Source organism: Terrabacter sp. Soil810 (genome assembly GCF_001429645.1).
Taxonomy (GTDB): Bacteria; Actinomycetota; Actinomycetes; order Actinomycetales; family Dermatophilaceae; genus Terrabacter.
This window is the reverse complement of the sequence record NZ_LMSW01000011.1, coordinates 1,010,874-1,031,387: the sequence shown is the minus strand read 5'-3', so window position 1 is coordinate 1,031,387 and position 20,514 is coordinate 1,010,874. Positions and strand designations below refer to the sequence as shown.

Genomic DNA, 20,514 nt, shown 5'->3' with positions numbered 1-20,514 from the left:
ACGCATGTCGCAGAGCGGTCCCGGCGGCGGTTCAGTGGCTTCGCGCCCAGCGCTCCCCCAGCTCGGATCCCGTCGGCGCAGACGCGTCGAGCCCGGTGGGTGCAGCCGTGCGCAACGCGTCGAGGTGCAGGCCGAGGTAGCGACGCCGGAGGGCGGCGGTCCGCTCGGGATCGTCGACGCGCACCGCCGTGAGCTGCTCGAGGATCATGGGGACGTCGCTCGGCTCGACGTCGGGTCGCAGCCGGCCGGCTGTCCGGGCCTGGCGCACCAGGGCGTCGACGAGAGTCCCCCCGCGGACTGCGAGGTCGCGCAGGTCGTCGGTCGACCTGAAGGTCCCGGCGAGCCGCACCGTGAGGGCATGGACGTCGGCGTCGACGACGCGGCGTAGGAAGATCTCGAAGGAGGACCAGGGGTCGCCGTCGTCGGCGAGCGCCGCCTCGGCCAGCTCGACGAAGCGCCGGAGCCCGTCACCGCAGACGCGCTGGAGGAGCTCGTCACGGCTGGCATACCGACGGTAGAGGCCGCCGACGCCGACCCCCGCGGCCTGCGCGACCGCGGCCATGGGGGCGGCGGGGTCGCGCAGCAACACCGCGCGCGCCGCGTCGAGGATCGCCTCGTCGTTGCGGGCAGCCTCGGCCTGCCGACCCCGCCGCGGACGGGGCGACCCTGCGCCGGCGGCGGCGTCCTGCAGGCGGTCACTCGTCATGGACCGACGGTAGCACTTGATCGGAACGATCCATTCCGTTAACCTTTTCGGAACAGATCATTCCGATAGAAAGAGTGGCCCCATGGACACGGCACCGACCTCCTGGACGATGCTCGACGCCGCGCACTCCGCCCTGCGCGACACCGTCGCCGCGGTGCGCGCCGACCAGTGGCGCCTCCCCACCCCGTGTGCCGAATGGACCGCGGCGCAGGTGCTCCAGCACGCCGCCGGCGACCAGCAGGCCTACGCCGCGGTGCTCGGCGAAGGCGGCTTCCCGGCATACGACCCCTTCTCCCCCACGGGCACCCTCGACGGGGACGCCATGGACCTCCTCGACCACCCCCTCGCGGCGGCCCGGCTCGCCTTCTCCCGGGTCGGCGCCGACGACGTCGCCGTCCCCGTGCCCCTGCCGCAGGGGCCGCTCACCGCGACGGTCGCCGTCGGGGCCTGTGCCCTGGACGCCGCCGTGCACGCCTGGGACGTCGCGGCCGCGACAGGGCAGCCGTCACCCGTCAGCGAGGAGCTGGCGGAGCAGCTGCACGCCGTGGCCGTCGAGATCGTCGAGCCACTGCGCGGGTTCGCCTACGCTGCAGCACTCCCCGGCGACGAGGGCGGCGCCCTCGACCAACTGCTGCGCTACCTGGGACGCGACCCCCGCTGGACCCCGGCAGCCTGACCCTCGACGAGGCAGCGTCCGTCCGACGGTGGGACGCAACTCACCTCGCGGACGAGGCCATTTCGTTGTGCGGGCGGCGACACCGGAGTTGTATCGAGGTATGAGCGCACCCCTGCCCGCCGACCTCGACATCGCGAACGCGGCGACCCTGCGTCCGCTCGTCGACGTCGCCGCCGACCTCGGAGTCACCCCCGACCACCTCGAACCGTGGGGACGTGACGTCGCCAAGATCGACCTCGCGGTCCTCGACGAGCCCCGTCGGCAGCCCGACGCGAAGTACGTCGTCGTCACCGCGATCACCCCGACCCCCCTCGGCGAGGGCAAGACGACGACCGCGGTCGGACTCGCCCAGGCGCTCCAGCGACTCGACAAGCGTGCCGTCGTCGCCCTGCGCCAGCCGTCGATGGGACCGACCTTCGGCATCAAGGGCGGAGCCGCCGGCGGCGGCTACAGCCAGGTCGTGCCGATGGAGCGACTCAACCTGCACCTGACGGGCGACTTCCACGCCGTCACGTCGGCCCACAACCTGCTCGCCGCGATGATCGACAACCACCTGCACCACGGCAACGCGCTCGGCTTCGACGTCCGCAACATCACGTGGCGACGGGTCCTCGACGTCAACGACCGCGCCCTGCGCAACGTCGTCATCGGCCTCGGGGCGCGCCAGGACGGAATGGCCCGCGAGACGGGGTTCGACATCACCGCGGCGAGCGAGGTCATGGTGCTGCTGACCCTCGCCACGTCGCGGCGTGACCTGCGCGAGCGGCTCGGTCGGATCGTCGTCGGCTACACGACCGAGGGCAAGAGCGTGACCGCGGACGACCTGCACGCAGCCGGGGCGATGACGGCCCTGCTGGCGGACGCCCTCAAGCCCAACCTGCTGCAGACCCTCGAGGGCGGCCCGGCGATCATCCACTGCGGCCCCTTCGGCAACATCGCCACCGGCACGTCGTCCGTCACGGCCGACCTCATCGCGATGCGCGGCAGCGACTACGCCATCACCGAGGCGGGGTTCGGGGCCGACATGGGAGCCGAGCGCTTCTTCGACGTCAAGTGCCGCGTCAGCGGGCTCAAGCCCGACGTCGCCGTCATCGTGGCCACGGTCCGGGCCCTCAAGACCCACTCGGGACGGTATGCCGTCAAGGCCGGGAAGCCTCTACCCGCAGGCCTGCTCAAGGAGAGCCCGAAGGACGTGGAGGCCGGGCTGCCCAACCTGCGCAAGCACATCGAGATCGTGCGGCGCTTCGGCGTGCAGCCTGTCGTCGCCATCAACGCCTTCCCCGACGACCACGACTCGGAGCACGCCGTCATCCGCCGCTACTGCAACACCCTCGGCGTGCGTTCAGCGGTGACGCGCCACGTCGCGGAGGGCGGCACTGGAGCGCTCGAGCTCGCCCAGGTCGTCATCGAGGCTGCCCACGAGCCGACGAGCTTCGAGTTCCTCTATCCCCTCGACCTGCCGCTCGAGCAGAAGATCGAGGCGATCGCCACGCAGATCTACGGCGCCGACGGCATCGACGTCAGCCCGGCCGCGGCGCGAGCGCTCAAGGACTACGAGCGGCTCGGCTACGGCGGGCTTCCCGTCGTCATCGCCAAGACCCACCTCTCGATCTCGTCGGACCCGGCCCTGCGAGGCGCGCCGCGCGGGTGGCGGATGCCCGTCCGCGAGGTCAGGGCCGCGGTCGGAGCCGGCTACGTCTACGCGATCTGCGGCGACATGCGGACGATGCCGGGCCTGCCCACATCGCCCAACGCCGAACGCATCGACATCACCGAGGACGGCTCGGTCACTGGCCTGTCCTGACCTCGTCGCCGGCCGGAAGGCGCCGTCCCGGACGGGACGCCGTCGGGGACGGTAGGCCGTCCGGATCAGTGCAGCGGGGTGCAGTCGACGCGGCGGGCCATCGCGACGTCGTCGCGGTAGTCGTTCGCGCTGAGGCGGAGTCCGCGTGGCACCCGACCGACCTCGGTCCAGCCCGACCGGGCGTAGAAGTCGCCCAGCCCGAGACCGTCGCGGTAGTCGAGGCGCAGCAGCTCGACCCACGGCAGCTCGCGCCGGGCGATGCCGACCATGCCGCCGAGGAGGAGGCGCCCGAGGTTGCGGCCCTGGGCGGCCGGGTCGACCATGAGGCGCTTCAGCCCGGCGACGTGGTCGTAGGGAAAGCCTCTCGAGTGCTCCCAGAAGCCGAGGCCGAGCAGGGGCCCGTCGGGCTCCCTGAGCACACAGAGCAGCGAGCGCCGCTCGTGGACGTCGTCGAGGTGCCGGTCGAGCGCGGCCGCCACGTCGCGCCGGGCCGCCCCCGGCAGGAAGCCGACCGAGCCACCGGCGTCGTTGACGCGCACCCAGAGGTCGACGACGGCCTCCCGGAGCTCGGCGATCGCTGCCTCACGAGGCACGGATGCGACGCTCGGCGCCTCGAAGTACGGCATCGGCTCGCTGTCCGGCTCGCCCTTCATCTGCCGCGAGCCGACCTGGACGAGTCCCGCGGACACGGCAGTGCGCATCGACGCCGTGTTGACCGTGTCGACCATCGCCGTCACGAGCGCGTCGGGGCGGTGCTCGACTCCCCACGCGACGACGGCGCGCGAGATCTCCCGGCCGAGACCCGCGCCCAGGCGGTCGTGCGCGAGCCGGTAGTAGAGGTTGAGGGAAGAGCTGTCGGAGTCCTTGTGCCGCAAGCCCGCCCACCCGATGACCTCGCCGGTCGCGCGGTCGACGACAGCGGCATACCCCAGCTCGTCCCGCTCCCAGTCGGCGAGGTCGGCCTCGAGCCGCTCACGGCACCGCTCGGGACTCGGCATGCTCGACGGCGAGTGCGCGTACGTCCGCGGGTCGCTGTGGAGGCGGACGTAGTCGTCGAGGTCCTCGGCGCGGGGCCGGCGCAGCACGAGCCGCTCGGTCGTCAGCCAGACGGTCCCCTCGTCGATGGGAGCCGTCACGGCGCCTGTCGCTCGGGCGCGCGCGTCTCGCAGGCGGCCAGGGGCGCGCCGTCACAGCAGGGCTCGATGTAGAGGCACGTCGGGCAGCGGTTGTGCGCCTGCTCGGCATACATCTGGGTGCCGCAGTAGGGGCACGGGATCTCCAGGGCCATACCCCTCATCCTCCCCGAGACCCCGGTCGTCCCGGAGCCCGACATGCCGAAGGGCCCCCTCGGTGGGGGCCCTTCGGCATGTCGGCTCAGCTGGCGACGACGGCGTATGCGGCGAGGTCGGGCTCCATGCTCGGCGTGACCTTCGCGCGCAGCCGGGTCCCTTCGGCCACGTGCTCGCTCTCGAGGATCTCGCCCTCCTCGTGCAGCCGCGAGATGAGGTCGCCACGGTCGTAGGGCACGAGCACGTCGACCTCGATGTCGGGCTTGGGCAGCTCGTGGTCGATGAGTGCACGCAGCTCGTCGAGCCCTGCGCCGGTGCGCGCCGAGACGGTGATGCAGTGCTTCTCGTGGCGTCGGAGCCGGTCGAGCACCTCGGGGTCGGCGATGTCGGCCTTGTTGACGACGATGATCTCCTTGATCTGGTCGCCGCCGACCTCGGCCAGCACCTCGCGCACCGCGGAGATCTGGCCCTCGGGGTCGGGGTGTGAACCGTCGACGACGTGCAGGAGCAGGTCGGAGTCGCCGACCTCCTCGAGCGTCGACCGGAACGCCTCGACGAGCTGGTGCGGCAGGCTGCGCACGAAGCCGACCGTGTCGGCGAGCGTGTAGACGCGCCCGTCCTCGGTCTCGGTGCGACGCACGGTCGGGTCGAGGGTCGCGAAGAGCTGGTTCTCGACGAGGACGCCGGCGCCGGTCAGGCGGTTGAGCAGCGAGCTCTTGCCGGCGTTGGTGTAGCCGGCGATGGCGACGGACGGGACCCCGCCTGCGCGTCGCGAGTGCCGGCGCGTGTCGCGGCTCGTCTTCATGCCCTTGATGTCGCGGCGCAGCTTGGCGATCTTCGTGTTGATGCGGCGACGGTCGAGCTCGATCTTCGTCTCGCCGGGTCCACGGGATCCGATGCCCTCACCGCCGGCGACACGGCCACCGGCCTGACGGGACATCGACTCACCCCAGCCACGCAGGCGCGGCAGGAGGTACTGGAGCTGGGCCAGCTCGACCTGGGCGCGACCCTCGCGGCTCTTGGCGTGCTGGGCGAAGATGTCGAGGATCAGGGCGGTGCGGTCGATGACCTTGACCTTGACGACGTCCTCGAGGGCGCGGCGCTGGCTCGGGGCGAGCTCGCCGTCGCAGATGACGGTGTCGGCGCCCTCCTCGACGACGATGTCGCGCAGCTCGAGGGCCTTGCCCTTGCCGAGCCACGTCGCGGGGTCGGGCTTCTGGCGGCGCTGCACGACGCCCTCGAGCACGGTCGAACCGGCGGTCTCGGCGAGGGCCGCGAGCTCCCGGATGGAGTTCTCGGCGTCGTCGGCGGTGCCGTCGGTCCAGACACCGGCCAGCACGACGCGCTCGAGGCGCAGCTGGCGGTACTCGACCTCGGTGATGTCCTCGAGCTCGGTCGAGAGGCCCTGGACGCGGCGGAGCGCGGCGCGCTCCTCACGGTCGAGCTGGTCGCCGTCGTAGAGCGGGTATGCCGTCTCGTCGGGCTCGTGGAGCTCCTCGGCCAGCGCATCGGCGCGGGTGGCGAAGAGGGCGCGCTCGCGCTGCGTGGCGCGGTCGGTGTCGCTGGGGTGGTTCGTGTGGTTGCTCGTCATGTTCTCCCTATGGTCCCATCCGTCCAACGCCACGAGCCACTCGTTTGTGCCCGATCCGACGTCGTGGGGGCGGCGCGCACGTGCCGCGGGCGACGCGCCCGGGCCGATACGGTGACCGTGATGAGCGAGCCGACCGACCACTACTTCACCGCCGAACCGGCCACTCCGGAGGAGCGACGGACGATCGAGGTCACCCTCGACGGGCGCCGGTTCGCCGTGACGACGGCCCGGGGTGTCTACTCCCCCGACCGCCTCGACCCGGGCACGGCGGTGCTGCTCTCCGGGGCTCCCGACCCGAGCCCTACCGGTGACCTCCTCGACATCGGCTGCGGCTGGGGACCGATCTCGCTCACGCTCGCCCTGCGGTCCCCCGGCGCCCGGGTCTGGGGCGTCGACGTCAACCGCCGCTCCCTCGACCTGTCACGGCGCAACGCCGAGTCGGCCGGTCTCGACAACACCACCTTCTGCGAGCCCGACGACGTGCCGGACGACGTGCGGTTCGCCACGATCTGGTCCAACCCGCCGATCCACGTCGGCAAGCCCGCCCTGCACGCCCTCCTGGAGCGCTGGCTCCCCCGGCTGGCCGACGACGGCGTCGCTCACCTCGTCGTCCAGAAGCACCTGGGGTCGGACTCGCTGCAGCGGTGGATCAACGAGCAGGGCTGGGGTCTGAGGTGCACGCGTCTGTCGTCGGCGAAGGCCTTCCGCATCCTCGAGGTGCGCCGTGCCTGACGTGCGGGGAGCCGTGGCCGACGCCCGGGCGCTCGTCGCGCAGTGGTTCCCCGAGGCCCGGGCCGCCTGGCTGGGTGGCAGCGTCGTCCTCGGTTCGGCGACGCCGGGTTCCGACCTCGACGTCACCGTGCTGCTCCAGGGGCCGCCGGCGCCGTTCCGGGACTCGCGCCGCTACCGCGGCTGGCCGGTCGAGCTGTTCGTGCACACCGAGACGTCCCTCGGCCACCACGTGCGGCGCGACGCCGAGGGAGGGCGTCCCACCATGGCGCGCCTCGTCGGGCGGTCGGTCGTGCTCACCGATACCGACGGCTCGGGCGGGCAGTGGCAGCAGACGGCGCGGATGCTGCTGGCTGCGGGACCTCCCGCGCTCACCGGCGACGACCTCGCGTCGATGCGGTATGCCGTCACCGACCTCCTCGACGACGTGACGCACGCGCACGACGCCCATGAGCGTCTCGTCAGCTCGGCCCTGCTGGCCGAGGAGTCCGCGCACCTGCTGCTGCACGGGGCCGGTCACTGGTGGGGTCGGGGCAAGTGGGTGGCGCGCGAGCTGGCCGACCTGGACGAGCGCGACGGCACCGACTGGCGCGCGCGGCACGAGCGGGCCCTCGTCACCGCGGCGGCGGGCGACGTGTCGCTATTGCTCGGCTTCGCCGACGACGTGCTGGCCCGCAACGGCGGTCCGCTCTTCGAGGGTCACCGGCTTGCGGGCACCGACCCCGGAGCTCCTGCCGACCGGTCGACGTGATCGTGAGAGCCGGCCGGCAGACCCCTCACCTCGAACGGGCGCCGGTGCGGTCCTGCCGCAGCCGGTCCCAGATCTGCGCGGGACGGGGGAGCTGCGGCGGGGAGGCCCCCGGCGGGACGGCGAGCACGTTGGGCGCCATGGCGTCGTCGCGCTGCGCTGCCGTGGAGGCCCGGTCGACGTAGCCGTCCTGGGTGATCCGGTACAGCCGGTAGCCGTGCGCGTCGGCCAGATGGGCACCGCACGCGGCGTCGTTCTCCTCGAAGACGACGTACGGCTGGTCGCGCGCGATGAGGTCGGCTGCGCCGCGCACGACCGCGACCTCGGCGCCCTCGACGTCGATCTTCATGACCGACACGGGCGGGGTCTCGTCGCCGTCCAGCACGTCGTCCAGTCGTCGCACCCCCATCGAGAAGTCCGGCGTCTCCCCCGGCAGGGCGAGGCGCGTCATGCCGGAGTTCGAGGCGACAGGTCGCACCATCGCGACCTCCGACTCGGTGTCCGACAGCCCGTGGTCGTGGACGACCACGTTGGACAGGTCGTTGAGCCGGACGTGACCTTCGAGTCGTGCGCGGTTGGCCGCATCGGGCTCGAAGGCGAGCACACGACCCTCGCTGCCGACGGTGACCGCGGCCAGGACGGCGTACGAGCCGACGTGGGCTCCGACGTCGACGCACGTCGTCCCCGTTCGGGCGAGGGTGGCGAGGGTCAGGGCGGTGGGCCACTCGTAGACGTCATAGAGATACAGGGCGCGACCGATGGTGTCGTCGAGGGGCATCCGAGCGGTGAGGGCCCCACCGGCGAACGGGAACGTGCGCTCCCTCGACAGCCGCGCCGGGTTGAGGCGCCGAGCGACCTCGAGACCCAGCCGCCGCCCGATGAGCCGCGCCGGCGCGGCACGGATGTCGTGCCGCGTGAGGTAGGAGGCGAGCGCCACTGCAGCTCCAGAGGTCGGTTTCCCGGACATCCGCACCCTGGTCGCGACGGGCGCCATTCGGGGTGAAACGGTCAGAGCGGGAAGTCGCCGTCGGCGACCAGGACCGCGGGACCCGCGAGCTCGACCCGCTGACCGGGCAGCGGCGTGACCGTCAGGCGCCCGCCGGGCACGTCGACGGTCCAGGGGCTGAGGTCCTCGACGCCGGACCAGAAGCGCGTGGCGAGGGCCGCGGCGGCCGCACCCGTGCCACACGAGCGCGTCTCGCCGACACCGCGCTCGTGGACCCGCATGGCGATGTGCCCGGGCCCGACGGCCCGGACGAACTCGACGTTGGAGCCGTCGGCCGGCTCGGGGTGCAGCTCGGGCGCCTCGGCGAGGTCGAGGTTCTCCAGGGAGATGCCCTCGGGGAGCATGACGACCGCGTGCGGGTTGCCGAGGTCGAGGGTCAGCGCCGGCACCGGCTTGCCGTGGTGCGGTCGCACCATGACGTCGAAACCGTCGCGGCGCGCGGCCTCCTCGTCGCCGAGGCGCCACGGACCGAGGTCGACGGCGTACCCCTCGTCGACGACGCGCACCGTCTTGACGCCGGCGCGGGTCGCGATGGTGAAGGTCGAGCCGAAGGCGAGTCCCTCACGGCGGAGGTAGTCGGCGAAGACGCGCGTGCCGTTGCCGCACATCTCGGCGAGCGAGCCGTCGGCGTTGCGGTAGTCCATGAACCACTCGGCCTCACGCGACTGGGCCCGGACCGCCTCGTCGGTCGAGAGCGCCGTGCGCACGACCCGGATGACGCCGTCGGCGCCGAGACCCGCGTGGCGGTCGGCGATGCGTTGCACCTGGGCGGGCGTGAGCTCCAGCGAGCCCTCGAGGTCGGGGACGAGGACGAAGTCGTTCTCGGTGCCGTGGCCCTTGGTGAAACGCGTCATGTCAGTCATTCTCCGGTATGCCGCCGGCCCGGGCTCGCCGGGTCCGTCGGATCGCCGTGGGGCTGGCTGTCGCCCGGGTCGTGCGCGACCCGGGCGGCGTGGGCGCGGGCGTGCTCGATCGCGGCCGGGGTCGTCCCGAAGAGGTGCTTCTCGTGGGCCAGCCCCTCGTAGACCCCGAGCTCGCGCAGGATCCGCTCGTGCTGGGGACGCACGCCGGACAGCAGCACCGAGATGCCGCGTCCCTCGAGCCGCGAGATCGTGTCGGCCAGCACCGTGGCGCCCGTGGCGTCGATGACGGTGACGCGCGACATCCGGAGCACCACCACGCGCACGTCGCTCACCTCGGTGAGCTCGAGGAGGAAGTCGTGGGCGGCGCCGAAGAAGATCGGCCCGTCGATGCGGTAGGCGACGATGTGCTCGTCGAGCAACGCGAGCTCCTCGTCGGCGTGGTCACTTGCGTCGAGGGGGACCTCCTCGAGCCGGGCCGAGCCGGCCGCCTGTCGCAGCACGAAGAAGCCGGCCATGACGAGTCCGAGGAGCACGGCCATGACGAGATCGAGCAGCACCGTGGCGGCGGCCGTGCCGATCAGCACGACGGCATCGCCGCGGGAGGAGCGCAGGAGCGCGCCCAGGCTCGAGACCCGGACCATCTGCACGGCCGTCGCGATGAGGACCCCGGCGAGGGCCGCCGTGGGAATCTCCGCCACCCACCGGGAGGCGACGAGGACGATGACGAGGAGCACGGCGGCATGCGTGACACCGGAGAGTCGTGACACCGCGCCCGAACGCACGTTGACCGCAGTGCGGGCGATGGCTGCGGTGGCGGGGATACCGCCGAAGAGCGGCGCGGCGAGGTTGGCGAGGCCCTGGCCGACGAGCTCACGGTCGGAGTCGTGTCGCTGGCCCACACTCATCGCGTCGGACACCGTGGCGGACAGCAGGCTCTCGAGAGCGGCGAGGGCGGCCACCGCGACAGCGGGCAGCAGCATCGAGCTGAGGTCGGAGAAGACGATCGACGGCAGGGAGGGAGCCGGCAGGCCTGCCGGGATCGTGCCGATGGTCGCGATCCCGAGGCCGAGCAGCGAGTTGGCGACGATCGCCAGCACGACGACGACGAGTGCCCACGGCAGGCCCGGGCGCAGACGTGCGAGCCCGAGCACGCTGACCACCACGGCCACCGCCACGACGACCGAGGGCCAGTGCGGGTGCGACGCCCACTCGCCAACCGCTCCCAGCGCCTGGCCCAGCACCTTCTCCCCTGTGGCGCGCACGCCCAGGGCTGCGGGAACCTGCTGGAGCAGGATGATGGCCGCGATCCCCACGGTGAAGCCCTCGACGACCGGCACCGGCACGTAGCGGATGAACCGGCCGACACCGGCGTAGCCGAGCCCGATGAGGATGACGCCGGCCATGAGCCCCACGACGAGGACACCGTTCGTGCCGTGGGCGGCGATGATCGGGACGAGGACGACGGTCATGGCGCCGGTCGGCCCGCTGACCTGGACCCTGCTGCCTCCGAAGATCGCTGCGACCGCTCCGGCGACCACGGCCGTCACGAGTCCTGCCGTGGCGCCCATCCCGGAGCTCACCCCGAAGCCGAGCGCGAGGGGCAGCGCGACGAGGCCGACCATGAGACCGGCGGGCAGGTCCCTGCCGAGCCGGACCGAGGTCCAGTCGGACCGGCGCGGAGCCAGACCCCGCACGCGCCGCCACTGCTGGACGGTCCACGCCCGCGCGCCCGCCGCGTTGAGCTCGACCGTCATGAGGTGGCCGTCGGGCTCAGCTCGGACTCGAGCTCTCCCTGCACGGCGATGATGCCGGAGAGGATGCGCCGGGCCGCGAGGAGCAGGTCGCGGACCTCCGGCACGCTCACCGAGTAGACGACCTCACCCCCGACCCGTGCCGACGTGACGAGGGACGTGCGCCGCAGGACGGCGAGCTGCTGCGACAGGCTGCTCGGCTCGATGTCGATGCGGTCGAGGAGCTCATGCACGGCGTGGTCGCGCTCCGAGAGCAGCTCGAGGATGCGGATGCGCGCCGGGTGGCCGAGGGTTTTGAAGAACTCTGCTTTTGCCTGGTAAAGCGGCACGCTCACGGGACGACCCTTCGATGCGAACTTTGTCAGTTGCACACTTTATCAAGTCTTGAGATCACGCGCGAACGCCGGCCAGCCGGACCCTCGCTGATTCGTGGGGTCCGCCCCCGGTCACGTAGTCCGGATGACGCGCAGCGCCTCGTCGAGAACGCGTGCGCGGTCACCGTCGGTCGCATCGATCCAGGCGATGCGCGGGTCGGGGCGGAACCACGACTCCTGTCGCCTGGCGTAGCGGCGCGTGGCCTGCGCGGTGTCGCTGCGTGCCGCGGCCTCGTCGATCGCGCCGTCGAGGACGGCGATGGCCTGGCTGTAGCCGATCGCCCGGCTCGCTGTGACCCCGTCACGGAGGCCGTGCGTGAGCAGGGTCTCGGTCTCGTGGCGCAGCCCCTCCTCCCACATGCGTTCGACCCGCCGGTCGATGCGCTCGACGAGAAGGTCGCGGTCGACTCGAAGGCCGAGAACCACTGCGGGAGAGACGAACTCACGAGTCGGCATCGATGCGCTGAAGGGGCGGCCCGTGAGCTCGATGACCTCGAGGGCACGGATGACGCGGCGCCGGTTGCCGGGCAGGATGACGGCGGCCGCCCGCGGGTCGAGGGTGAGCAGCCGCGCGTGCATCGCGTCGGCACCGACCACCTCGGCCTCTGCCTCGAGGCGTGCCCGCACGCCGGTGTCGGTCGGCGGGATCTCGAGCCGGTCGAGGGCGGCGCGGACGTAGAGCCCCGAACCGCCGACGAGAAGCGGTCGGTGGCCCCGACCACGGATGGCGGCGATGTCCGCGCGCGCCGCAGCCTGGTAGCCGGCGACGCTCGCCTCCTCGGTCACGTCGAGCACGTCGAGCTGGTGGTGCGTGATGCCGCGGCGCTCGGCCACGGGCAGTTTGGCCGTGCCGATGTCCATGCCGCGGTAGAACTGCATGGCGTCGGCGTTGACCACCTCGCCTCCGAGCCGCTCGGCGAGGTCGAGGGCCAGGTCGGACTTGCCCGTGGCGGTCGGCCCGACGACCGCCACGACGGGCACGTCGCCCCGGAGAGCCCTCTCAGGCACCAGGGTCACCGGGCCGGTGCGGGACGTGGCCGTCACGATCTCTGGCTGCTCAGCCGATGAGCTCGTCGGCGTGCTCGTCGTTGTCGTCCTCGTCGTGCCCGAACGGGTCACGGTCGACACCCGGGTGCCACGAGTTGCCGGGCTTGCCCCACCCGTTGCGCTTGACGGCCTTGCGGGCCTTCTTCGACTGGCGGTCGTCGAGGCGGTCGACGTAGAGCGTGCCGTTGAGGTGGTCGTACTCGTGCTGCATGCAGCGCGCGAACCAGCCGGTCGCATCGAACTCGATGCGGTTGCCGTCGACGTCGAAGGCGATGACGTGGGCGCGGTCGGCGCGCTTGAGGGGGAAGGCCTCACCGGGCACCGAGAGGCAGCCCTCGGTCTCCTCGTCGGGGTTGGGCCGCTCCTGCGGGATCTTCGAGGTGGTGACGGTGGGGTTGATGACGTGCCCCTGCTCGGGCACGCCGTCCTCGTTGCCCATCTTCCAGATGAAGACCCGCAGAGCGACCCCGACCTGGGGGGCCGCGAGGCCGACGCCGTTGGCGGCGACGTTCGTCTCGTACATGTCCTCGACGAGGGTGCGCAGGTCGTCGTCGAAGTCGGTGACGAGGGCCGCGGCCCGGTGCAGGACCGGCTCACCGGTGATGACGATGGGTCGCACGCTCATGCGCCAAGTCAAGCACGAGGGAAGGTGCTGGCCCGAATCGGCTCAGACGACAGAGCAGCCCGGCGCCACTGCCGGGGTGGCCGGCCGTCCGATGGACGGCATGCCGAGGCTGACGGCCGGCTTTCCGGTGCCCTGCGGCGCGTCCTGGAGCGCGGCCCAGGCGTCGCCACCGGGAGTGCGGCGGACGGCATACGTCCTGCCCTCGAGGCCCGAGTCGGCGACGAGGTGGTGCGGCGCGCCGTAGGTGACTTGCACGGTGACCATGTCACCGGGCCGGGGCACCTCGGCACCCTCGGGGACGGCGAAGTGGACGAGCCGGTTGTCGCGGGCCCGACCCGACAGGCGCTTGGTCTCGAGGTCCTTGCGGCCCTCGGACGGAGCGACGAGCACCTCGACCTCCCGGCCCTCGACGGCACGGTTGCCGGCCCAGCTGACCTCCTCCTGCACGGCGATGAGTCGCTCGAAGCGCTCCTGCACGACGACCTTGGGGACCTGGTCGTCCATCGTCGCCGCCGGCGTGCCGGGGCGGATGGAGTACTGGAAGGTGAAGGCGCTGGAGAAGCGGGACTCGCGCACGACGTCGAGCGTGCCCTGGAAGTCCTCCTCGGTCTCGCCTGGGAAGCCGACGATGATGTCGGTCGTGATCGCCGCATCGGGGATGTGCCGGCGGACGTTCTCGATGATCCCGAGGAACTTCGCGCTGCGGTAGGAGCGGCGCATGTCCTTGAGCACCTTGTCCGAGCCGGACTGGAGCGGCATGTGCAGGCTCGGCATGACGTTGGGCGTCTCGGCCATCGCGAGGATGACGTCCTCGGTGAAGGCGGCCGGGTGCGGGCTGGTGAAGCGCACGCGCTCGAGTCCCTCGATCTCGCCGCAGGCGCGGAGCAGCTTGCCGAACGCGAGCCGGTCGCCGAACTCGACGCCGTAGGTGTTGACGTTCTGGCCGAGCAGGGTCACCTCGACGACGCCCTGGGCCACGAGCGCCTCGATCTCGGCGAGGATCTCACCGGGGCGACGGTCCTGCTCCTTGCCCCGCAGGCTCGGCACGATGCAGAAGGTGCACGTGTTGTTGCAGCCGACGGAGATGGAGACCCAGGCGCTGTACGCCGAGTCACGGCGGGTGGGCAGGGTCGAGGGGAAGACCTCGAGGCTCTCGAGGATCTCGACCTCGGCCCGCTTGTTGTGGGCCGCCCGGTCGAGCAGGGCCGGCAGGGAGCCGATGTTGTGGGTGCCGAAGACGACATCGACCCACGGGGCGCGCTGGACGATGGTGCCACGGTCCTTCTGGGCCATGCAGCCGCCGACGGCGATCTGCATGCCCGGGTTCTTCTGCTTCGCGGGGCGCAGCTGGCCGAGGTTGCCGTAGAGCTTGTTGTCGGCGTTCTCGCGCACCGCGCACGTGTTGAACACGACGACGTCGGCCACGTCGGGCCGCTCCCCCGCCGGCAGGCTGGCGAGGTCGACGTAGCCGGCCGTCTCGAGCAGGCCGGCGAGACGCTCGCTGTCGTGGACGTTCATCTGGCACCCGTGGGTGCGGACGTCGTAGGTCCGGGCCGTGCCGGAGGCCCCGAGCGGCTCGGCATGGGCAGCGGGCTCGGTGGCGGGCGTGGGCGCGAAGTTCTGCGTTGTCATGGCACCGACAAGGGTACGTCGTGCAGCGGGCTCCCGCGGCCGGGTGCGGAGCGTGGCCGGATCCGTCGTCGATCCCAGCGCGCGAGACGGGGGAATAGGCGGCAGGGTGGTCCTGTTGACGACATTGCTTGACAGTTCAACAACTTGGGTGCATCATAGTTGTTGAAGATTCAATAACCTACTCCGAAGGACACACATCATGGGCCTGTTCAACCGCACCAAGGACGAGACCGTCTCCGAGACCCCCTCGGTCGCCGTCGAGAACATCTCCGGCGACTACACGATCGACCCGAGCCACACCCGCATCGGCTTCTCGGCCCGCCACGCTATGGTCACCAAGGTCCGCGGCCAGTTCGACGAGTTCGAGGGCTCCGCCCACGTCGACACCGTGACGCCGGCCAACTCCTCGGTCACCGTCACGATCCAGGCAGCGAGCGTCACCACCGGCAACGAGCAGCGCGACGGTCACCTCAAGACCCCCGACTTCTTCGACATCGCCTCCTACCCGCAGATCACCTTCGTCTCGACGAACGTCGAGCGCGACGGCGCTGAGTGGGACATCACCGGCGACCTGACCATCAACGGCGTCACCAAGTCCGTCACGATCCCCTTCGAGGAGACCGGTTCGGCCAAGGACCCGTTCGGCAACACGCGCGTCGGCTTCGAGGGTGACGTCACCATCGACCGCACCGAGTGGAACCTCTCGTTCAACGCGGCCCTCGAGACCGGTGGCGTGCTCGTCAGCGAGAAGGTCAAGCTCGAGTTCGACGTCTCCGCGATCGCCAACGTGCCCGCCGAGGTCTGAGCAGCACCGCACCACAGCACACCCCAGGGGGTGAGGACCGCACGGTCCTCACCCCCTCGTGGCGTCCCCCGGGGTCTCGAGCCCGACGGCCCTGCCCGTCAGTCCCGTCGGTGCTCCGGCAGCCCGTCGACGGCGTCGCGGATGATGGGCCACGCGACCTCACCCGAGTAGCCCTTGCGGGCGAGGAGCCCGGCGAGACGTCGGGTCTGGACGTCGGGCGCCAGACCGCGCATCGACCGCAGCTTCTTGGCGACGAGCTGCTCGGCCCGCAGCCGTTCGTCACCGGCACCCACCTGACCGAGCGCCTCGTCGGCGATCTCCTGGTCGATGCCCTGCTTGCGCAGCTCGTGGGCGAGAGCGCGCCGCGCCAGGCCCTTGTCCGCCTGCTTGGCGCGGACGAGCATCTGGGCATACGACTCGTCGTCGATGAGGCCGACCTCGGTCAGGCGGTCGAGCACCGTCGCCGCCACGTCGTCGTCGCAGCCGCGCTGACGCAGCTTCTTCTCGAGCTGGGCGCGGCTGCGCGGCGCCATGCTCAGCTGTCGCAGCACGATCGCACGGGCCACCGACTCGGCGTCGGCCTCGGAGACCGCCACCTCGGGGTCCTCCGGAGGCGGCGCCCAGTCGGGCCGCTCCCCCGTGTCGTCCGACCCCCAGCCCGAGCGCGGCTTCGCGCGCCCGCGACCACGCCGGCCGGAGCCGACGGATCGCATCGGTGAGCTGCCGCCCGAGCCGCCGGCAGGGCTGCCGCCCGAGCCGCCGCCCGAGCCGCCACCCGAGCCCGCCGTGCCGGCGTCCGGGCGGACGGCAGCCCACGTCGGCGGTTCCGACCGCGTCGAGTCGGCCGCGCGGCTCATGGGCTCCTGCCGCTCCGCGCCCGACGCACCGCCGGCCCGCACCCCGGCGACGCCCTCGGCCTCAGCCAGGGCGGCCGCGGCGCGAGCCAGGCGGTCCCGTACGGTCTCCTGTTCGGAGAGACCCATGATCAGAAGTCGACGGGCACGTCCGAGACCTCGGCGGGCTGGTCGACGCGCGGCCCGACACCGAGCTTCTCCTTGACCTTCTTCTCGATCTCGTCGGCGAGGTCGGGGTTGTCCTTGAGGAAGTTGCGGGCGTTCTCCTTGCCCTGACCGAGCTGGTCGCCCTCGTAGGTGTACCAGGCACCGGCCTTGCGAACGAAGCCGTGCTCGACACCCATGTCGATGATGCCGCCCTCACGAGAGATGCCGTGGCCGTAGAGGATGTCGAACTCGGCCTGCTTGAACGGCGGGGAGACCTTGTTCTTGACGACCTTGACGCGGGTGCGGTTGCCGACGGGCTCGGTGCCGTCCTTGAGGGTCTCGATGCGACGCACGTCGAGGCGGACCGAGGCGTAGAACTTCAGCGCCTTGCCACCGGTCGTCGTCTCCGGGGAGCCGAACATGACGCCGATCTTCTCGCGGAGCTGGTTGATGAAGATCGCGGTCGTGCCGGTGTTGTTGAGGGCACCGGTCAGCTTGCGCAGCGCCTGGCTCATGAGTCGCGCCTGCAGGCCGACGTGGCTGTCGCCCATCTCGCCCTCGATCTCGGCACGGGGCACGAGCGCCGCCACGGAGTCGATGACGATGATGTCGATGGCTCCCGAACGGATCAGCATGTCGGCGATCTCGAGCGCCTGCTCACCGGTGTCGGGCTGCGACACCAGCAGGGCGTCGGTGTCGACGCCGAGCTTCTTCGCGTAGTCCGGGTCGAGCGCGTGCTCCGCGTCGATGAACGCCGCGATGCCGCCGGCCTTCTGCGCGTTGGCGACCGCGTGGAGGGCGACGGTCGTCTTGCCCGAGGACTCCGGGCCGTAGATCTCGACGACACGCCCGCGGGGCAGTCCGCCGATGCCGAGCGCGACGTCGAGGGCGATCGACCCGGTGGGGATGACCTCGATGGGCGGGCGGATGTCGTCGCCGAGGCGCATCACCGCGCCCTTGCCGTAGCTCTTCTCGATCTGGCCCATCACCGAGGAGAGGGCCTTGTCCTTGTCCTTTTCCTGCACCGAAGCCATGTCGGTCACCTATCTGCCGTCTGCGTTGCGGTCGTCTACCTTCGACCCGGGCCACGGCCTCGTGCTGCGAGATCCGTTGTCGGGTCAGACGCTAGGTGCCGGCGCCGACATCGGGTGGGACCACGAGACGGCCTGTGGACGATGCGGGTGGTGGCGCAGCACCTGTGGAGAACACTACCGAACAGGTGTTCGAAGTCGGCACGACACGCCGGTCATGGCGTCAGCGTGTCGCTCCGAGCTGCGCGAGCACCCGGTCGAAGGCGGCGTACGCCTCCTCCGAGAAGAGCCAGAACCGCGCCTCGCGCACGTCCGCGTGCTGCGTCAAGGCGGTGGCCAGCGCCTCGACCGAGACCTGCGCGGCCGCGTCGAGCGGGTAGCCGTAGACCCCGCACGAGATGGCCGGGAAGGCGAGCACCGCGCAGCCCGCGGCCGCGCCGACCTCGACCGACCGGACGTAGCAGCTCGCCAGCAGACCCGGCTCACCGTGCGCTCCCCCGCGCCAGACCGGACCGACCGTGTGGATGACGTGCCGCACCGGAAGCAGCCCGGCGCCGGTGATCTTCGCGTCACCGGTGTCGCACCCGCCGAGGAGACGGCACTCGGCGAGCAGGGCGGGTCCGGCCGCCCGGTGGATCGCGCCGTCGACACCACCCCCGCCCAGCAGGGACCGGTTCGCGGCGTTGACGATGGCGTCGGCCGAGGCGTCGGCGGTGATGTCACCACGCCGCAGGACGATCCGCGACAGCCCGGGCTCGAGCCGCGACGGCATCAGCGACCGGCCTGACCGCCCTGGGCACCCCGGGCGACGCGGGTGTCACGGCCCAGCCGTCGCTCCGGTGGCACGTCCATGTCGGTGCAGAGCGCCTCCCACACGGAGCGCGGCGGCTCGCCGTCGGCGAGCGCCTGCACGACGGTGCGGTTGCCGAGCGCGCCCAGCACGTGGTCGCGGGCGAGCGACCCGGCATACGCCGGGCCGAACTCGTCGTCCATCAAGGTCCAGAAGTGGCTGATCCGCACCACAGCAGTGTGCCACCCGTGACCCCGGAACCGTTCCGCGCGAAACCGTCGTCGGAGCATTGCCGCAACCGGCCGCGCACGTCCGGCGCTGCCGGTATCGTCCTCTCGTCCCGCGCGCAGCCGCGGGCCACACCGACTCTTCAGGGGAAGACACCATGACCGAGCCCACCGGGTCCACCGGGTCCACCGGACCCACATCCGGGGCGAGCCAGCCCTACACCTACCCGACGCCCGCAGGGGCACCCGAGACCCTACCCGGCGAGGTCGGCCTCTCCGACGACCCGCAGCCGCCGGCCTCCGGTGGCCGCAAGCGGACGGGCCTGCTCGTCGGTGGCGTCGTCACCGCCCTCGTCCTCGGTGGCGCCGGTGCGTTCGCCTTCCAGACGCTGAGCGGCGGTGGCTCCCAGCCGGCCGACGTGCTCCCGGGCGACGCGTACGCCTACCTCCGTCTCGACATCGACCCCTCGGCCGGCCAGAAGATCGCGGCCGTGCGCTTCCTGGGAAAGCTGCCCCAGGTCAAGGACACGCTCGGCAGCGACGACCCGCGCAAGAGGCTGTGGGAGCTCGCCTCGAAGGACGCGAGCAGCGACTGCGTCGCGAAGTTCAGCTACGACAACGACATCGCGCCGTGGCTCGGCGACCGCGTCGGTGCCGCGATCCGGCCCGGTGGCACGGCGGACGCCCCCAACGTCGCCATCGCGATCCAGGTCAAGGAGGAGTCCGCGGCCAAGGACACCCTGACCAAGCTCTTCGCGTGCGACAAGGGCGGCTCCGACACCGAGCTGCGGATGACGGACGGCTACGCCATCATCACGCCGACGGGCGTCGGTGACGCCACACTCGCGGCGGCGCAGAAGGGCACACTGGCGCAGAACGCCGCCTTCACCGGCGACATGGGTGCGCTCGGCGAGCAGGGAGTCATGTCGGCGTGGTTCGACATGGGCACGGGCCTCAAGGAGATCCAGAAGCTCAGCGGCGGCACCACGGGCGTGGACACCAGCGCCCTGGCCTCGGCCAAGGGTCGTTTCGCGACCGCCCTGCGGTTCGACGCCGACTACGTCGAGATGGCCGGGGTCGTGCGCGGCGCCGACGCGACGACGTCGGCCAAGGGCGACGGCAGCGAGGTGGCCTCGCTGCCGGCCAACACGATGGCCGCCCTCAGCATCTCCGGTGCCGACCGGATGCTCGACTCGGCCTGGCCCCAGCTGAAGAAGCAGGTCGAGAGCCTGGCCGCCTCCGGCGGTGGGTCCGACCCGATCGGCGAGGTCGAGCAGCAGCTCGGTCTCAAGCTGCCCGACGACCTCAAGGTGCTCCTCGGCCGGTCCTTCACCCTGGCGATGCCAGAGCAGGACCTGAAGTCCGACGTGCCCGTCCTCGGGGCCAAGGTCGTCTCGAGCGACGCCAAGCGCGCCGACGAGCTCGTCGGTCGTCTCATGGAGTCGGCCGGCGTGGGCAGCGACGTGCTGACCCACAAGGTCGAGGGCGACAAGGTCTTCGTGGCCACGACGCCCGACTACGCCGACGACCTCAAGTCGGGCGGCAGGCTCGGCGACGGCGACACGTTCAAGCTCGCCGTCGGTGACGTCAGCAACGCCACCGCGACGCTCTTCGTCGACCTCGACAAGGTCGACGCCATCGTCAAGGGCGACGTGCACGGCGAGGCCAAGTCGTTCCTCGAGTCGCTGCGTGCCGTCGGCTTCACCGCCACCAACACCGGCAACGGTGAGGGCTCGTTCACGCTGCGCGTGCTGGGCGACTGACACCGTCTGAAACGCACGAAGGGCCCCGCTCCGGCGGGGCCCTTCGTCGGCGGATG

General features: G+C 71.7%; 21 protein-coding genes. 6 read left to right on the top strand and 15 right to left on the bottom strand.

Annotation, left to right across the window (positions count from 1 at the left end; genetic code table 11):
* Positions 1–31 precede the first annotated feature (31 nt).
* Positions 32–706, bottom strand: coding sequence for a TetR family transcriptional regulator (locus ASG96_RS10655; RefSeq protein WP_057587905.1), 675 nt, complete (start codon positions 704–706; stop codon positions 32–34).
* An 82-nt stretch (positions 707–788) separates the two neighbouring features.
* On the opposite strand from ASG96_RS10655, the gene ASG96_RS10650 reads away from it, so the two are divergent.
* Together ASG96_RS10650 and ASG96_RS10645 are read left to right on the top strand one after the other, a co-directional pair.
* Complete coding sequence (locus tag ASG96_RS10650) at positions 789–1,382, top strand: TIGR03086 family metal-binding protein (protein ID WP_057587904.1); 594 nt, start codon at positions 789–791, stop codon at positions 1,380–1,382.
* A gap of 100 nt (positions 1,383–1,482) precedes the next feature.
* Entirely contained in the window at positions 1,483–3,186 is a 1,704-nt protein-coding gene (locus tag ASG96_RS10645) for a formate--tetrahydrofolate ligase (RefSeq protein WP_056758709.1), read from the top strand.
* A gap of 65 nt (positions 3,187–3,251) precedes the next feature.
* Here ASG96_RS10645 and ASG96_RS10640 read toward each other — a convergent pair whose 3' ends face one another.
* The 3 genes from ASG96_RS10640 to hflX form a co-directional block, all read right to left on the bottom strand.
* Positions 3,252–4,322 (bottom strand): GNAT family N-acetyltransferase, encoded by a 1,071-nt coding sequence (locus ASG96_RS10640; RefSeq protein ID WP_057587903.1) that lies wholly within the window; start codon positions 4,320–4,322, stop codon positions 3,252–3,254.
* Positions 4,319–4,474, bottom strand: a complete 156-nt coding sequence (locus tag ASG96_RS10635; RefSeq protein ID WP_157610781.1) for a hypothetical protein — start codon at positions 4,472–4,474, stop codon at positions 4,319–4,321. The genes ASG96_RS10640 and ASG96_RS10635 overlap by 4 nt, the downstream gene beginning before the upstream one ends.
* An 86-nt stretch (positions 4,475–4,560) precedes the next feature.
* Positions 4,561–6,066 carry a GTPase HflX gene (hflX, locus tag ASG96_RS10630; RefSeq protein ID WP_057587901.1) on the bottom strand — a complete coding sequence of 502 codons (1,506 nt, stop codon included), beginning with the start codon at positions 6,064–6,066 and terminating at the stop codon, positions 4,561–4,563.
* Between the two features lie 120 nt (positions 6,067–6,186).
* Here hflX and ASG96_RS10625 point away from each other — a divergent pair, with 120 nt between their 5' ends.
* Positions 6,187–6,798 carry a class I SAM-dependent methyltransferase gene (locus ASG96_RS10625; protein ID WP_056758975.1) on the top strand — a complete coding sequence of 204 codons (612 nt, stop codon included), beginning with the start codon at positions 6,187–6,189 and terminating at the stop codon, positions 6,796–6,798.
* A complete protein-coding gene (locus ASG96_RS10620) occupies positions 6,791–7,546 on the top strand; it encodes a nucleotidyltransferase domain-containing protein (protein ID WP_057587900.1) in 756 nt (251 codons plus the stop codon). The genes ASG96_RS10625 and ASG96_RS10620 overlap by 8 nt, the downstream gene beginning before the upstream one ends.
* Before the next feature lie 25 nt (positions 7,547–7,571).
* On the opposite strand, the gene ASG96_RS10615 is transcribed toward ASG96_RS10620, so the two are convergent.
* From ASG96_RS10615 to miaB, 7 genes are all read right to left on the bottom strand, one after another.
* Entirely contained in the window at positions 7,572–8,510 is a 939-nt protein-coding gene (locus tag ASG96_RS10615; RefSeq protein WP_235509135.1) for an FkbM family methyltransferase, read from the bottom strand.
* A 41-nt stretch (positions 8,511–8,551) separates the two neighbouring features.
* Positions 8,552–9,403, bottom strand: a complete 852-nt coding sequence (gene dapF / locus ASG96_RS10610) for a diaminopimelate epimerase (protein ID WP_056758722.1) — start codon at positions 9,401–9,403, stop codon at positions 8,552–8,554.
* Positions 9,404–9,408: 5 nt separating this feature from the next.
* Positions 9,409–11,166 carry a SulP family inorganic anion transporter gene (locus ASG96_RS10605; protein ID WP_082591721.1) on the bottom strand — a complete coding sequence of 586 codons (1,758 nt, stop codon included), beginning with the start codon at positions 11,164–11,166 and terminating at the stop codon, positions 9,409–9,411.
* On the bottom strand, positions 11,163–11,498 hold the full coding sequence (locus ASG96_RS10600; RefSeq protein ID WP_056758724.1) for a helix-turn-helix transcriptional regulator: 336 nt from the start codon (positions 11,496–11,498) through the stop codon (positions 11,163–11,165). Before ASG96_RS10600 ends, ASG96_RS10605 begins: the two co-directional genes overlap by 4 nt.
* Positions 11,499–11,609: 111 nt before the next feature.
* Positions 11,610–12,545, bottom strand: a complete 936-nt coding sequence (miaA, locus tag ASG96_RS10595; RefSeq protein WP_057588395.1) for a tRNA (adenosine(37)-N6)-dimethylallyltransferase MiaA — start codon at positions 12,543–12,545, stop codon at positions 11,610–11,612.
* Positions 12,546–12,594: 49 nt separating this feature from the next.
* Positions 12,595–13,209, bottom strand: a complete 615-nt coding sequence (gene def, locus ASG96_RS10590) for a peptide deformylase (protein ID WP_057587898.1) — start codon at positions 13,207–13,209, stop codon at positions 12,595–12,597.
* Between the two features lie 42 nt (positions 13,210–13,251).
* Complete coding sequence (gene miaB, locus ASG96_RS10585; RefSeq protein ID WP_082588785.1) at positions 13,252–14,841, bottom strand: tRNA (N6-isopentenyl adenosine(37)-C2)-methylthiotransferase MiaB; 1,590 nt, start codon at positions 14,839–14,841, stop codon at positions 13,252–13,254.
* Between the two features lie 199 nt (positions 14,842–15,040).
* On the opposite strand from miaB, the gene ASG96_RS10580 reads away from it, so the two are divergent.
* The gene (locus ASG96_RS10580; RefSeq protein ID WP_056758729.1) at positions 15,041–15,646 is read left to right on the top strand and encodes a YceI family protein; all 606 of its coding nucleotides are present in this window, start codon (positions 15,041–15,043) and stop codon (positions 15,644–15,646) included.
* A 98-nt stretch (positions 15,647–15,744) separates the two neighbouring features.
* On the opposite strand, the gene ASG96_RS24185 is transcribed toward ASG96_RS10580, so the two are convergent.
* The 4 genes from ASG96_RS24185 to ASG96_RS10560 form a co-directional block, all read right to left on the bottom strand.
* A complete protein-coding gene (locus ASG96_RS24185) occupies positions 15,745–16,629 on the bottom strand; it encodes a regulatory protein RecX (protein ID WP_235509134.1) in 885 nt (294 codons plus the stop codon).
* Between the two features lie 2 nt (positions 16,630–16,631).
* Positions 16,632–17,681, bottom strand: coding sequence for a recombinase RecA (recA, locus tag ASG96_RS10570; protein ID WP_056758984.1), 1,050 nt, complete (start codon positions 17,679–17,681; stop codon positions 16,632–16,634).
* Between the two features lie 220 nt (positions 17,682–17,901).
* Positions 17,902–18,450: an O-acetyl-ADP-ribose deacetylase gene (locus ASG96_RS10565; RefSeq protein WP_056758731.1), complete on the bottom strand. Its 549-nt coding sequence runs from the start codon at positions 18,448–18,450 to the stop codon at positions 17,902–17,904.
* On the bottom strand, positions 18,450–18,698 hold the full coding sequence (locus ASG96_RS10560; protein ID WP_082588799.1) for a DUF3046 domain-containing protein: 249 nt from the start codon (positions 18,696–18,698) through the stop codon (positions 18,450–18,452). The genes ASG96_RS10565 and ASG96_RS10560 overlap by 1 nt, the downstream gene beginning before the upstream one ends.
* A gap of 155 nt (positions 18,699–18,853) precedes the next feature.
* Here ASG96_RS10560 and ASG96_RS10555 point away from each other — a divergent pair, with 155 nt between their 5' ends.
* Complete coding sequence (locus ASG96_RS10555; RefSeq protein ID WP_056758737.1) at positions 18,854–20,458, top strand: DUF3352 domain-containing protein; 1,605 nt, start codon at positions 18,854–18,856, stop codon at positions 20,456–20,458.
* Positions 20,459–20,514 lie beyond the last annotated feature (56 nt).

What these genes read in the sequence shown, in the direction of transcription:
- recA (WP_056758984.1), bottom strand. Translation starts at nt 17,681, where the DNA reads ATGGCTTCGGTGCAGGAAAAGGACAAGGACAAGGCCCTCTCCTCGGTG.
- ASG96_RS10565 (WP_056758731.1), bottom strand. Translation starts at nt 18,450, where the DNA reads ATGCCGTCGCGGCTCGAGCCCGGGCTGTCGCGGATCGTCCTGCGGCGT.
- ASG96_RS10650 (WP_057587904.1), top strand. Translation starts at nt 789, where the DNA reads ATGGACACGGCACCGACCTCCTGGACGATGCTCGACGCCGCGCACTCC.
- ASG96_RS10635 (WP_157610781.1), bottom strand. Translation starts at nt 4,474, where the DNA reads ATGGCCCTGGAGATCCCGTGCCCCTACTGCGGCACCCAGATGTATGCC.
- ASG96_RS10555 (WP_056758737.1), top strand. Translation starts at nt 18,854, where the DNA reads ATGACCGAGCCCACCGGGTCCACCGGGTCCACCGGACCCACATCCGGG.
- dapF (WP_056758722.1), bottom strand. Translation starts at nt 9,403, where the DNA reads ATGACGCGTTTCACCAAGGGCCACGGCACCGAGAACGACTTCGTCCTC.
- miaB (WP_082588785.1), bottom strand. Translation starts at nt 14,841, where the DNA reads ATGACAACGCAGAACTTCGCGCCCACGCCCGCCACCGAGCCCGCTGCC.
- hflX (WP_057587901.1), bottom strand. Translation starts at nt 6,066, where the DNA reads ATGACGAGCAACCACACGAACCACCCCAGCGACACCGACCGCGCCACG.
- ASG96_RS24185 (WP_235509134.1), bottom strand. Translation starts at nt 16,629, where the DNA reads ATGGGTCTCTCCGAACAGGAGACCGTACGGGACCGCCTGGCTCGCGCC.
- ASG96_RS10580 (WP_056758729.1), top strand. Translation starts at nt 15,041, where the DNA reads ATGGGCCTGTTCAACCGCACCAAGGACGAGACCGTCTCCGAGACCCCC.
- ASG96_RS10625 (WP_056758975.1), top strand. Translation starts at nt 6,187, where the DNA reads ATGAGCGAGCCGACCGACCACTACTTCACCGCCGAACCGGCCACTCCG.
- def (WP_057587898.1), bottom strand. Translation starts at nt 13,209, where the DNA reads ATGAGCGTGCGACCCATCGTCATCACCGGTGAGCCGGTCCTGCACCGG.
- ASG96_RS10645 (WP_056758709.1), top strand. Translation starts at nt 1,483, where the DNA reads ATGAGCGCACCCCTGCCCGCCGACCTCGACATCGCGAACGCGGCGACC.
- ASG96_RS10615 (WP_235509135.1), bottom strand. Translation starts at nt 8,510, where the DNA reads ATGTCCGGGAAACCGACCTCTGGAGCTGCAGTGGCGCTCGCCTCCTAC.
- ASG96_RS10655 (WP_057587905.1), bottom strand. Translation starts at nt 706, where the DNA reads ATGACGAGTGACCGCCTGCAGGACGCCGCCGCCGGCGCAGGGTCGCCC.
- ASG96_RS10605 (WP_082591721.1), bottom strand. Translation starts at nt 11,166, where the DNA reads ATGACGGTCGAGCTCAACGCGGCGGGCGCGCGGGCGTGGACCGTCCAG.